Below are 13,729 nucleotides of genomic sequence, written 5' to 3' on the forward strand. Positions count from 1 at the left end.
AAAAAGAGGGGAAAACCAAGGCTCTCCCCTCTCCAGTTTACGCATTCACCAGGCCGCGCTTACCACTTGTAACGCAGGCCGACCTGATAGGACCGGGCCGAGCCGACCGTCACATCATCGCCGGCGCGAGTCGGCCCCTGCTGACCATTGCGCTGATCGATACAACCTGTGTCCGTCGGCGAGCATTTCAGGCCGCCATTCCAGCCGGAATAGGTGCGATTAATTGAATCGAACAGGTTGTAGACCTGCCCTTCCAGAGTGATGGTCTGGCCGCCCGGCAGATCGAAGTCCTTCGAGATGCGCAGATCGACATTCTGGTAGGCGATGTCGTCCTTAGGCGAAACGCCGCCAGGGATGATACGCACGGCCGGGCCGCTGGCATCGATGTAATCGAACGGACCGCCGGAAGCCAGGGTTACGAAGGCTGAAACCTGCGTATCCCAGGGGCCATCGACGATACCGGTGCCGACAAAGCGCCACTTGTCTACGCCCTCGGCATCGTGCCAGCCGGAATCGTGCGGCATGGCGTAGTCAAAGATAAAGCGATCGTTGTGGCCGGTCGCCCTGGCATTGGTCAGGGTCAGGGTGCCGCTGTAGCCATAGTGCGAGGCGCGGGTATAGGGCTTGTCAACCGTCAGATAGAGCGCCTGATACTTGGCCTGCTGGTCATTGGTCGAGATGATCAGATTGCCATAACCCGGCAGACCATAGCCCCAGGGCTGACAGGCATATTGCGGCCCATAGCTGCACCAGGAGCCATCCGGATTGCGATTGCCCAACACGAAGCTGAACATATCCTTGCTCTCGATATCGGCCAGGGTTAGGCTGGTGGCGATATCACCGAACTGCTTGCGGACGCCCAGGTTGAACTGATCCGAATAGGGCACCTTGGTATTGTTGTTCAGCGCGAAGATTTCACCCTTCTGGCCGGTGGCCTTGGCGGCGGCGATCAACGCGTTTTTATCCGTGAAGTAGGAAGGGTCCCAAGTGATGTTGTTGTCGTTCGGATTGGTATCGACGGTGCCTTCCGGATTGATGTTCAGCGTCACGACATGAATCTGGGTACGGCGCGTTTCCAGTTGGGCGTCATCATAGATTGTGCGGTCATAATAACGGCCATAACCACCAAAGATCACAAGGTCACGGTCGCCATGCACATCATAGGAGAAGCCAAGGCGCGGCGCCAGGGCGCCACCAAACGGCTTACGGTTATGTCCGTCGCTGATATAGTCTTCCGGATCGAAACCTGCCGCCTTGAAATTGGCCCAACCGCGCAGAGCCGCCGCCACGCCAGGATCGGTGACGAACTTGTCGTTCAGCATATTGGTTTCATAATCCCAGCGCACGCCGAGATTCAGCGTCAGGTGATCATCAACCGTCCAGTCGTCCTGAATGAACAGGCCCCACTGGTTGTTCTTACCAGTAACGACCGGATTGCCGTCAGCGATAACGACGCGCACCGGCACATTATTCGATGCGCCATAGGTATAGCTGCTGGCCGGATAGAAGAATTCCGGATTGAAGTGATCGGCCTCGGTGGCGATGTAGCTGTAGAGCGCCAGCTTGACGCCTGCCTTGATGACATGCTGGCCGTGCCAGTCCAGACCGGTGAAGGTCATGGTGTCGCGGAAGGTGGTGTTGTCCTGGCCCTTTTCCTGGGCATAGGTAGCGCCGCCCACCTTCGCCAGTACGCCGAAATCCGTCGGGCTGTTGATAATGGTCTGGCCCGGCGCATCGGTCAGCGGCGTCTGTAGCCAGTGATAGGTCTGGTATTCCAGGGTCATTTCATTGAGGATATTTTCCTCACGATACTTCCACGAAATCAGTCCCTGGCGGACATACTGGTCGAGCGTATTACCCTGTGTATAGGCCGTGGTCCGATCGAAGCCACGTACATCGTCTTCCTCACGATCCTGGAAGGAGACGTCGATCGTGTTCATCTCATTCGGCGTCCAGGTCAGCTTGCCGAAGTAGAGATCTTCCTGGAAATCCTTGGCGTAGACACCGTTTTCCGACTCAAAGCCCGGAAGTGTGATGTCGACAGCATCGGTCGGGCGCTGGTCCTTGCGGTGCTCATAGGCCGCGTAGAAGTGCAGCACATCCTTGATGATCGGCCCGCCGAGATCGACGCCGTATTCGGTATTCTGATAGTCGCCCTTCGGCTGGCTGCGCTGGAAGTAGGGCTGACCGATCATATCCTTGGACTGGTAGGTCGCAAAGGCGCTGCCGTGGAACTCATTGCCGCCGGTCTTGGTGACGGCCGAGATGATGGCCGTGCCGGCCTGCTCGTATTCGGCCTTGAAGTTCTGGGTCGAGACCTTGAACTCCTGAATGGCCAGTTGCGGGAACGGATTGCCGCGCGAGGAATCCTGCCCCATCGTGCCGCCCTGCAGCACCTGGTTCTTCTGGCTCTGCCCGTCGATGAAGACATTGACCTGGTTGGCCGACGTGGCGCCGGCGCGGAACTGCTTGTTTTCGGCGTCGGGCGTCACAGCCACACCAGGGGCCAGGGCGGCGAAGTTCAGGAAGTTACGGCCGTTCTGCGGCAGGCTGTTGATCTGGGTTTGCGATACACTGGTCGCCACTTCCGAGGTGCGGACCTCCTTGCGCCGGCGGCCGACGACCGTGACTGTGGCGGTCGGTTCGGCAGCCGCGGCGGCATCTAGGTCGAGCGTGGTGGTTTCGCCCACCGCCAGTGTCACTTCCTGAACCGTGGAACCAACCGCGATCTTGTAATTACCTGGGCGCAGGCCCACGATGACATAGGTGCCGTCAGGGCGCACAGTGCCGGTGGTGACGGCGCCGGTATTGGTGTCGGTGGCGGTGACGGTGTCGCCCGCCTGGGCCGAAGCCACATGCCCCTGCACCGTGGAAAAATCCGCCGCCAAAGCGGCGTCGCCGAGCGTGGCCGTGAGCGCCAAGATAGACGCCCCCAGGACCAGCCGGAATTTCGTTGTATGTTTCATTATCGTTCCTCCCACTAATTAGTGTGTCGTGCTTGGTGCCGGCCAAAACCCCGTCTTTGACTTAAGGTTTCAGCCCGTGTGTGGTGGTCAGCCTGTTCGTCTGCTGCTTTCCCGAATGACCAGTTCCGGTGAAATCACTATGCCCTCGGCCGGTTCGGCGTCGGGGTTCGCCAGCGCATCGGCCAGCAGTTCCAGGCCGCGCCGGCCCAGTTCGTAGACGCCGACCCGCAGGGTGCTCAGGGCCGGTTGGGCGAAACGCGCGATCGGCACATCGTCGAAACCAACCAGGGCGATATCGTCCGGCACCGACAGCCCGCCTTCCTTGAGCGCGAACAGGGCGCCCACCGCCATCATGTCGTTGCCGACAAAAATCCCGTCCGGCAGGGGCGCGCCGGCATCGGCCGCGGCCAGAATGTCCTTCACGCACCGGAAACCGCTCTCCTCTGTGAAATCGCCTTCGTGAATGGTGACAGACGTGACCTTTGAACCGGCCGCCGCCACCGCCGCCTCGAAGCCGCGCTTGCGTTCCTGCGCCTCGAAATTGCTTTCCGGCCCGCTGATATGGGCCAGACGCGTGCAGCCCTGTGCTACCAGATGCTCGACCGCCAGCTTGCCGCCGGCATGATTATCGACCGTAATGGCGCCGTAACCAGACTGACCGATGCGGCTGGCTATGGTCACCAGCGGCAGGCTGACCGGCAGCACGGCGCCCAGGTCCTGCGAATCAACGAAGGGCGACATCACCAGCAGGCCATCGACCCGGCCGGACATGGCCAGGATGGCCGCCACGGCTTCCTTGACATCGCCGTGCGAACCGGAAACCAGCAGGTGCAGCCCCTTGGCGCGCGCCGCCACATCGACGCCACGAATGATTTCGGAAAAGAATTCGCCGTAGATATCCGGCAGCAGCAGGCCGATGGTGTTCGTCTTGGCCAAAGCCAAAGAGCGCGCGCCGCCATGCGGAATGTATTTGAGCTTGGCAGCAGCTTCGAGCACACGTGTGCGCACCCCTTCGGCGACATTGTCGAGGCCATTGATGGCGCGCGATGCCGAGGCGATCGACACGTCCGCTTCCTTTGCAACGTCGTTCAGCGTGGCCCGCCGCATCGTCTCTCCTGTGGTGGTTGTTTCGCGGCCGGCCTGCGCGGTAAAACATGGCAGGAAGGCGGCACTCTCTCACATAACGCCACTCCGTAAACGCTTACATTTCGCTTGTCAACGATTATGCAAGCGCTTACAGTGCCGCTTGTGATCACGAATTTTGGGCGTGAAATCGCCTGACACGATGCCAAAACGATAAGTCAAAATATTGTATTTTAAAGGAATTTAATAAACACAGGCCAACCTGCCGCCTGACGCCTCACCCTTTGCGATCCGGTTTCGACCCAAAGCCCCCGCCAAACGCCCGCCAAGTGTTGCGCCAGAGTAACAAACGGACGCCCAAAACCAGAGACACGCAGACGCTGTCGCCCTATCAGCGAATGCGCCCTAACCCCGCCGCACCTGTTCCGGCGGGGTTCTTTTTATAGCTTCGGCGCCTGGCAATAGCGGGTGATATAGTCCTCGTGACGTGGCATGGCATTGACATTGCCATCAATCACCGCCTCGATATCGCGCAGGAAACCGATGATTTCCGCCTCGCTCAACAGATCGACATTAGGGTCGTAACCAGCGGCCATCCCCTGCCCCAACAGCACCTGCACCCAGCTTTCCTCGCGGAACAGCTCGAACGCGCCACGCTTGAAGACCCTTGCCGACGACCGGAACAGATCGAGCTTGCTTTGGAGTGAGTCCGGCACCGGCATGTGCCTGACATAGGCCCAGAAAGGCGTATCCTCGCGGTTGCTCACCTTGTAGTGGGCGATGATGAAGTCACGGATGTCGCGGTATTCGTCATCGGCATAGGTGTTGTATGCGTCGATGTCGGCCGCATTGAAGCCCTGCCCCGGAAACAATGACAGCAGCCGCAGGATTCCAGTCTGGATCAGGTGGATGCTGGTCGATTCCAGCGGTTCCAGGAAACCACCCGACAGGCCGATGGCGACACAGTTTTTTTCCCATGATTTATGTCGCTTGCCTGGCCGAAACTTCACCAGGCGCGGTTCGGCCAGCGGCTGCCCGCCAAGCGTCCGCATAAGGGTATCGACCGCCGCGTGGTCATCGGTATAACCGCTGGAATGGACATAGCCATTGCCGGTGCGGTGTTGCAGGGGGATACGCCACTGCCAGCCGGCATCGCGTGTGGTGCAGGTGACATAGGGCGTGATCCGGGCCGGATTGACCGAAGGCACGGCATAGGCGCGGTCGCACAACAGCCACGCGTTCCAATCTTCGTAGCCGACACCCAGCGCCTCGCCAATCAGCAGACCGCGCATCCCGGAACAGTCTATGAACAGGTCGCCGCCAACCGATTGGCCGTTTTGCAGGGTTACCGTATCAATAAAACCGTCTTCGGGCCGGAGCGTCACATTCGTGATCTTGCCCTCGACGCGCTTCACGCCCCGGCCTTCGCTCAAAGTACGCAAATAACGGGCATAGAGCGAGGCATCGAAATGATAGGCGTAGTCAAGATCACTGATCGGCGGTCCGCGCCGCGGATCGGGCGACGTGAAGCGGCCCTTGCGGGCGGCGGCGCAGCAGATGGCGTAATGGTCGAAATGTTTGACCATGCCTTTTTCGCGCATCTTCAGCCAGAACTGGTGCGTATGCAGCCATAACCGGTCTATGCCGATCTTGCCAAAACCGTGGATATAGCTGTCGGTCGGGTCGTGCGGGCCATCGCGCCAGCCGACGAATTCGATGCCCAGCTTGAAGGTGCCTTGAGTGGCCTTCAGGAACTCGGCTTCATTGACCTCCAGCATCTCGTTGAAGACCTTGATCGCCGGGATGGTCGCCTCCCCCACCCCGATCGTGCCGATCTCCTCGGATTCGATCAGGGTGATGTCGTAGCGGCCCATCAACAGTTTGGAGAGCAAGGCAGCCGTCATCCACCCGGCCGTGCCGCCACCAACGATGGTGATGCTTTTGATGGAATTGGTCATGCGATCCTTACCTGTTTAGACCACGAATGCACACGCATAAGCACGAATAAGAAAGTGTCGCGCAAACTAAACTGCGCCTATGCCTCGACCCATTCGTGTCTATTCGTGTGCATTCGTGGTTCTCTTCTTACTATGCCGTCAGATCGAACGAGGCCGCAGTGCCGCCGGTGGAAGACGGCGCGATCCAGACATCGAACCGCCCCGCTTCAGCAGAGGCTTTCAGGTTGGGGTGAACAAAGGCGAGATCGGCAGCCGTCAGGGTAAATTCGACCGTCGTGCTCTGGCCCGGATCGAGATCGAGATGCTTGAAGCCTTTCAGCGCCCGGATCGGCTGGGTCATGCTCGCCACCTTGTCGTGGATATAGAGCTGCGCCACTTCATGCAGCTTGCGGGCGCCGGTATTGCTGACGGTCGCGGTCACCTTGATCTGGCCGCTCATCGTCAGGGTGGCGGCGCTGACTGCCGTGGCGCCGTAGGAAACCGTCGAATAGCTCAGGCCGTGGCCGAAGGGATAGAGCGCGTCATTGGTGACTTCGCGATAGCGCGCCTTGAAGTTCTTATCGTCGCTGATCTGCGGACGACCGGTGATGCGGTGGTTGTAGTAGAACGGCTCCTGCCCTGACGCCTGCGGGAAGCTGACCGGCAGGCGCCCCTGCGGGGCATAATCGCCGAAGACAATATCGGCGATGGCGTTGCCCTCCTCCGAGCCCAGAAACCAGGTGGCCAGGATCGCCGGGGCGGCTTTCACCGCCCCTGTAAGCGCCAGGGCGCGGCCGTGCTTCAGAATGACCACCACCGGCTTGCCGGTCGTGGCCACAGCCTCGGCCAAGGCCAGTTGCGGCGCGGGGATCGAGATATCGACACGCGATTGTGCCTCGCCCGACATGTTCGCCGCCTCGCCGATGGCCAGCACGACGATATCCGCCGCCTTCGCCGCCTTTACCGCCGCGTCGATACCGCCCTCTATCGGCGTCTCGACATCCGAGCCCTTCACCACGGTGAGATTGTCGCCGATCACTGCGCGGAATCCAGCCTCCCAGGTGACGCAGGTTTCGACATCCGGGAAGACCGCCCACGGACCGGGGCAATTGGCCTTGTCATTGCCGAACGGGCCGATCAGGGCGATTTTCTTGCCCGATTTCGGCAGGGGCAACAGGTTGCCCTCGTTCTTCAGCAGCACGCACGATTTGCGGCCGGCCTCACGCGCCAGGGCAATGGTGTCGGGCCGGCGTATATCCGTCTGTTCGCGTTTGAGATCGAGCGATCGATAGGGATTTTCAAACAGGCCCAGTGCCTTTTTGACGTAAAGAACCCGTCGCACCGCCTCGTCGAGTGTGGCCAGCTTGACCTTGCCCGACCGCACCAGGTCCGGCAGGTATTTCATGTATAGACCCGACTGCATCCCCATGTCGCAGCCGGCATTGATCGCCTTGGCGGTGGCATCGGCGCCATCGGCGGCAAAGCCGTGCAGGATCAGTTCTTCTTCCGAGGTGTAGTCGGAAACCACCAGCCCCTTGAAGCCCCATTCGCCGCGCAGAATATCGGTCAGCAGGTAATGATTGGCTGTCGAGGGCACGCCGGCAATATCATTGAACGACGACATGGTGGTCAGGGCACCGGCGTCGAAAGCGGCCTTGAACGGCGGCAGGTGGACCTCACGCAGGGTCGTTTCGGGGATATCGGCGGTATTGTATTCCATCCCGCCCTGAACCGCGCCATAGGCCGCGAAGTGTTTCGGACAGGCCACCACCGAGGTCTCAGACTTCAGGCTGTCGCCCTGGAAACCCTTGACGCGCGCCTTTGCCAACTTGATGCCGAGGTACGTATCCTCGCCCGCCCCTTCGGCGACGCGGCCCCAGCGCTGGTCGCGTGCCACATCGACCATCGGCGCGAAGGTCCAGTGCAGCCCCTTGGCCGTCGCTTCCAGGGCGGCGGCACGCGCCGTGCGCATGGCCAGGTCTGTATCCCAACTGGCGGATTCGCCGAGCGGAATCGGGAAGGTCGTCTTGACGCCATGGATGATATCGCCGGCGAAGATCAGCGGAATTTTATGCGGCGATTGCTCGATGGCCACCTGCTGCAACTCTCGCCCGCCGGCCACACCGATGCCGTTGAACAGGCCGGTAATCTTACCGGCGGCGATATCGGCCTTGACCTTTTCCTTACCCTGCGCCTGTTCCGAGGTCGGGTTGATCGGCGGACCGTCGAAGCGGGTGGTGTCGCCGTAGATCGAAAGCTGCCCGGCCTTTTCCTCGATGCTCATGCTTTTGATGAGGTTTTCAATGAACGGATCGGCGGCGGGCGTCACCCTGGCGAAACCGGGTGCAGCCACCGGCACGAGGGCGGCCGTGGCTGCGGCGCCTTTCAGGAAAAACCGGCGTGAGGGCGTAAAAGCGGTCATGAGCGTTACTCCTTTTTATGTTCCAGAAACCAGGCGTAGAGGTCCGGATTGGCGTAGGTGGCGTCCCAGGCGTTGTGATTGCCGCCGGGATAGATGGTGTATCTGATATCGATGCCGCAGGCTTTCGCCGCGCTGACCAGCACTTCTTCGTCGCGGATCGGCACCACATCATCAACCTCGCCGTGGAAGGCCCAGATGTGGTTGCCGGTCAGCTTGCAGGGGGTTTTCAAATTCGAATAGCCGGAGACCGGCGCGATGGCGGCGAAACGCCTGGGCTGCGTCATGCCCCAGTCCCAGGCGCCGCCGCCGCCCAGCGACAGGCCGGTGAGGTAAATGCGTTTGCGGTCCGCCGGGATGTGCGCTTCGACATCATCCAGCCATTCTTTCAGCTTTTTAGGTTCCCATTCCTCATCGCGCCACTGCTGCGGCGCCAGGATGATGAAGGGGAAATCGGCATGATCGCGCGCATATGCCCACGGCCCCGGCCCCATGACGCGCGTAACATCGCTACCTGCCTCGCCGGAGCCATGCAGGAAGACAATGACCGGCGCCTTGCCACCATGATAGCTGGCCGGCACATACTGCATGTACTGGATGGTTGAGCCGTCTCTCAGCACGACCTTTTCGGCGGTCGCGCCTTTCGCCAGCATATCCGGCCGGATCGTCGCGCATCCCGTCAGAGCCAGGGCCGCCAATACCAAAATAAAGGTTCTCATCCTTTGATACTCCCCGCGAGCAAACCGCGCACGTAATGTCTCTGCAAAGCCAGAAACAGCAATATGACCGGCGCGATGGTGACCGTGGCGCAGGCCATGACCATGCCGGAATCCTGGATATGTTCCTGCGACAGCGAGGCGATGGCCAATGGCAGGGTATAGTTGTGATCGTCGGACAGCACGATCAGCGGCCACAGGAAATCATTCCAGGCGGCCAGAAAGGTAAAAACACCCAAGGTCACGATGATCGGTGACAGGTTGGGCAAAACGATCTTGCGGAATATCTGCCATTCCGAGGCGCCATCGACGCGCGCCGCCTGAAGCATCTCATCGGGCAGGCCCAGCGCGTATTGGCGCACGAGAAAAATACCGAACAGTGAGGTCATGAAAGGCACCACCACCCCGGCATAGGAATTGAGCAGGCCCAGCGTCTTGAGTTGAAAAAACAAGGGCAGCATGGTCAACTGGCCGGGAATGACCACCACCGCCAGCAGAAAGCGGAATAGCTTTTCCCTGCCCCGGAAATGCAGCTTGGCGAAGGCATAACCAGCGGTCACATTGAAGGCCAGCGACAGGACCGTCGCCAGCGAGGCCACCAGCAGGCTGTTAAACAGGAAGCGCCCCATCCGCTGATGGGCGAACAGGTCGGCATAGTTGGCCAGGGTCGGATCGTGCGGAAACAGCCGCGCCGGAAAGGCATTGGCCTCGGCCTCCGGCATGAAGGACATCGACACCATCCACAGCAGCGGAAAGACAGCAATAAAAGAGGCGGCAATTAACAGGCAAGTGGTCGATATCTTCTGGAGGGCATTCCTCATGCGAACACCTCTTCCGATTTCGGCCTCAGGAAGGACAGTCCCATCAGCACGGCGAACAGGATGAAGGCCGTGGCCGAGGCATGGCCGAGGTTCCACCACTTGAAGCCGTCCTCGTACATGAAATAAAGCAGGCTTACCGTCGATTGCGCCGGACCGCCCTGGGTCATGACATAGGGTTCGGCGAAGAGCTGGAAATAGCCGGCCACGGTCAGCAGGGCCACCATCCACAGGCTGGGGGCCACGCCTGGCAGGGTGACATGGATAAAGCGCTCCCACGATCCGGCGCCATCGACACGCGCGGCTTCATAAAGATCGTCCGGAATGCGCTGCAGGGCCGCCAGCAGGATCAGCATGTTGTAGCCAAAGTTCTTCCACACCGAGAACAGGATGATGGCCGGCATAGAAAAATGCGGATTGCCCAGCCAGTCGATCGGTTGCAGGCCGATCACTATCAGGAACTGGTTCAGCCAGCCATATTGCGCATCCAGCATATAGCGCCAGATCACCGCTGCGGCGGCCAATGTCGCCACATAGGGCGCGAACAGGGCCGTGCGGTAAAGCGCCTTGAGCCCCACCCCCGGCACATTGAGCAGCATGGCCATGGCCAGCGACACGGCGATGGACAGGGGCGCTCCGACCAGGGCGAAATAGCAGGTATTGCCGAACGCCTTCCAGAACAGCGGCGTCTGCATCAGGTTGATATAGTTACCCAGCCAGATGAAACGCAGGTTCTTCAGGTCGGCCAGGGCATAGAGGTCAAAATCGGTGAAGCTCATCACCAGTGCGCCCAGAACCGGCATGAGAAAAAAGACACTGAGCACGATCATGGCCGGCGCCACGAAGACATGGCCCGGCGATATCTCCCGCATGAGGGTGCGCCAGGTCATCATGCCACCCCCTTCAGTTCGAGCATGGCGCGGCGCTTGGCCAGCAGGGTCCAGGCGAATTCATCCAGCCCCTTCAATGCCGCGTCCAGGGTGGTGATCCCCCGCACGACGCGCTCCAGCGCCGCCACCATTTCATTGGCGATGCGTTCCCATTCCGGCACCTGTGGCGGCGGGCGTGTGCGATTGAGCTGATCGAAGAAGGTCAGAGACCGCCGGTCGTGCATCAGGCTAGTGCGCAGCCAGGCGCTCCGGTCGGCCGGCAGGTCGCTGGTGGTCTGGTAAAAATCGGCCTGGCGCTGCGGATCGCACAGATATTCGATAAAACGGAAGGCATCGTCCTTGCGCCGGGAGGCACGCGGGATGCACAACGATACCCCGCCGGCTGAGGAGTCGCCAGGCCCGTGCGGTCCCGGCAGCGGTGCAGTCGCCCACTGATCCTGCAATTCGGCCGGCAGGCGTTTGGCGAACTCCGCCAGGTTCCACGGGCCGGTGATGATGAAGGCGAAATCGCCGCGTGCGAATGACGAGTAGACATCCGTCACTTCGGAATGGGTCAGGCGTGCGGCATAGCCCCGCTGATACAGCGACGCCGCATAGGCGAAACTGTCGCGGATGCCGGGCTGGCGGAAGCCGCCGCGCGTATCGCTGTCAATCAGGATCGGCGCGTCGGCCTGGAGGCAAAAGGCCACCAGAGGTTCATATTCGGCAAACGGCATCAGCAGGCCATATTTGCCGCCGCGGTGCGCACCGGAAAGCGCCGCCAGTTGCACGTCCCAGCCGGCCCATGTGTGTGACGGTGTATCGAACCCGGCCTTTTGCAGCAGATCGGTGCGATAGAACAGCAGCCGCGTATCAACGTACCACGGCACGCCTAGCACCTGACCATCGAGGGTGACCGATTTTCGCGGGCCATCGAACCAGCGGTCAGGGATTATGCCGCTGCGTGACAGGCGGTCCGTCAACGGTTCCAGCGCGCCCAGGGCGGCAAATTCCGATACCCAGGTGTTTCCGAGGGCAATGACATCGGGCAGGTTGTCGGCGGCGAAGGCGGTCAGCAGTTTTTCATGCGCCGCCCCCCACGGCAGGGCCTGCACCCGGACCGGACCGGCCGGGTTTTGCGCCTCGAAATTACCGGCAATCGTCCCCAGCGCCTCGCCTTCCAGTCCCATGGCCCAGATGCGCAAGGGTTCATGCTTTTTGGCGCAGGCCGTGAGACTGACCGCCGCTCCGGAAAGAGCGACCCCCGCCAATGCCAGTCCAAACCTGCGCCGGTCCGTGTTCATCAGGCTTTCAACCAGTTCCCCGCCTCGGCCACGGGCTGAAAGCCCGCCGCCAGAAACGCCTTCTTCACCAGCGGACCGGTGACAGCGCTTCTGTTGAACATATCCCAGACGAAGCCGGAGCGATAGTTTTCCAGTCCGATCAGGATCGGCCCCTGATCGATACCGAGATATTCCCTCGAGACCCAGCCAGCCTTTTCAGTGTGAATGCCGGTCCTGGACGGCTGATCGGCCGGAAAGCTGGGATTAAAGGCGTCCATGAAGCCGTACTGGCCATAGAGATCGGCGCCATAGCGGTCACGCATCGCATGGATGGCCGGCACGCAAATATCGGGCGCAAACATCACCGATCCGGCGGCGGCGGTCGGCGCGATCGTGCCATCGTCCAGTCCCTCCTTGTCGGGCGTCTGCGGGCCGCGCGCGCCATATTCCTGGAACTGGACCTCGCGGCCGTTCACCTTCGCCTTGACATAGCCCGGCCCCCGGCAGGCGGTCAGTCCCCAGATATCGGCGCCATAATCCGCAAATCCGCCGGGGTTCTGGATGGCATAGTTGCGCTGGGCGGAGGTGGCGCGCTGGGAGTTGATGAAATAATCGATGCCCTTGCCGCGCATGAATGTGTCTGCGATGCCGCGATAGTCGAACCAGGCATGACTGTACTGGTGGCCGAACATCGGCGCGAAGCCGAGATGCGGTTCGCCGAAATTATCGCCCCAGGTATCGAGCGTGGCCACCCAGCTTTCCCAGGCCTTTACCGGCAGGGGATGGGTCGGCGACGCCATGCCGAGATGATAGATCATCATGCCTTCATTATAGCGATCCCAGTTCCGGTTGATCAGGCCATTGGCGTCATGATCCTTCATGCCGCTTTCCGGATGCCAACCCATGCTGACCAGGCCGTTTTCGCGCATCATGAAGGTCCAGTCGACACGCTCATAGAGCTTGATGGCCAGGTCGCGGATCTCGGTTTCGATAGCATTCTTGCCGTCGAAAAAGGCCGCCGCCGTCAGGGCGCCGCACAGGAACAGGGCCGTATCGATACTCGACAGCTCGACCCTATTGTAACGCAGGCCCGTATCCATATGCAGGAAGTGGTAGAAGAAGCCCTTGTGGCCCATCATGCCTTCGGCGGCCGGTCCCTGCGGACCGTTCCAGAAGGTGCGCAAGGTGGTGCGCACCCGTTCGGCGGCATCGAACCGGCTGACATAACCGCTCTTACAGCCGATGGTGAAGGCAGTCAGGGCAAAACCGGTGGCGGCGATCGAGCAGAAATCGGGGCTCGGCCAGTTATCCGGCGCCAGACCGGTTTTGGCGTCGGTCGTTTCCCAGAAATAGGTAAAGGTCCGCCGGTGCAGGTCCGTCAACGGCGCATCGAGCTCTAAGCTCTTGCGCGCCGACTGCGGCCGGGCGCAGGCCGCCAGCAGGCCGGCCGAGCCTGAGCCCAGCAAAAGATGACGACGACTGACCTGGTTACGCGAAACCATTGTTTTCCCTGCACTGACGGCTATTTTATGACCCTTGCAGGTCCGGTTGACTTCCGGCTGTAAACGCTTACAAATTTGTTGTCAACGCCGACATATGTGCTACCAAGACCGCATAAGAACTTTGAAACACGGAGGA

The 13,729-nt window shown here is 60.7% G+C and carries 9 protein-coding genes; all 9 read right to left on the bottom strand.

From position 1 onward, the window contains the following. Nucleotides 1–59: 59 nt before the first annotated feature. Nucleotides 60–2,966 carry a TonB-dependent receptor gene (locus tag ACTHND_RS09570; protein ID WP_440177721.1) on the bottom strand — a complete coding sequence of 969 codons (2,907 nt, stop codon included), beginning with the start codon at nucleotides 2,964–2,966 and terminating at the stop codon, nucleotides 60–62. Between the two features lie 87 nt (nucleotides 2,967–3,053). Beyond that, nucleotides 3,054–4,073 (bottom strand): LacI family DNA-binding transcriptional regulator, encoded by a 1,020-nt coding sequence (locus ACTHND_RS09575; protein ID WP_440177722.1) that lies wholly within the window; start codon nucleotides 4,071–4,073, stop codon nucleotides 3,054–3,056. Nucleotides 4,074–4,489: 416 nt separating this feature from the next. After that, on the bottom strand, nucleotides 4,490–6,007 hold the full coding sequence (locus ACTHND_RS09580; RefSeq protein WP_440177723.1) for a tryptophan halogenase family protein: 1,518 nt from the start codon (nucleotides 6,005–6,007) through the stop codon (nucleotides 4,490–4,492). 130 nt (nucleotides 6,008–6,137) lie between these two features. Continuing rightward, nucleotides 6,138–8,408, bottom strand: coding sequence for a glycoside hydrolase family 3 N-terminal domain-containing protein (locus tag ACTHND_RS09585; protein WP_440177724.1), 2,271 nt, complete (start codon nucleotides 8,406–8,408; stop codon nucleotides 6,138–6,140). 5 nt (nucleotides 8,409–8,413) lie between these two features. After that, nucleotides 8,414–9,124, bottom strand: coding sequence for a prolyl oligopeptidase family serine peptidase (locus ACTHND_RS09590; protein WP_440177725.1), 711 nt, complete (start codon nucleotides 9,122–9,124; stop codon nucleotides 8,414–8,416). After that, the gene (locus tag ACTHND_RS09595) at nucleotides 9,121–9,942 is read right to left on the bottom strand and encodes a carbohydrate ABC transporter permease (RefSeq protein ID WP_440177726.1); all 822 of its coding nucleotides are present in this window, start codon (nucleotides 9,940–9,942) and stop codon (nucleotides 9,121–9,123) included. The genes ACTHND_RS09590 and ACTHND_RS09595 overlap by 4 nt, the downstream gene beginning before the upstream one ends. Next, complete coding sequence (locus tag ACTHND_RS09600) at nucleotides 9,939–10,832, bottom strand: carbohydrate ABC transporter permease (protein WP_440177727.1); 894 nt, start codon at nucleotides 10,830–10,832, stop codon at nucleotides 9,939–9,941. The genes ACTHND_RS09595 and ACTHND_RS09600 overlap by 4 nt, the downstream gene beginning before the upstream one ends. After that, nucleotides 10,829–12,112 carry a sugar ABC transporter substrate-binding protein gene (locus tag ACTHND_RS09605; protein WP_440177728.1) on the bottom strand — a complete coding sequence of 428 codons (1,284 nt, stop codon included), beginning with the start codon at nucleotides 12,110–12,112 and terminating at the stop codon, nucleotides 10,829–10,831. Before ACTHND_RS09605 ends, ACTHND_RS09600 begins: the two co-directional genes overlap by 4 nt. Beyond that, nucleotides 12,112–13,593 carry a glucoamylase family protein gene (locus tag ACTHND_RS09610; protein WP_440177729.1) on the bottom strand — a complete coding sequence of 494 codons (1,482 nt, stop codon included), beginning with the start codon at nucleotides 13,591–13,593 and terminating at the stop codon, nucleotides 12,112–12,114. The genes ACTHND_RS09605 and ACTHND_RS09610 overlap by 1 nt, the downstream gene beginning before the upstream one ends. Nucleotides 13,594–13,729 lie beyond the last annotated feature (136 nt).

Source organism: Asticcacaulis sp. (assembly GCF_051954415.1).
In the GTDB taxonomy this organism is placed as follows: Bacteria; Pseudomonadota; Alphaproteobacteria; order Caulobacterales; family Caulobacteraceae; genus Asticcacaulis.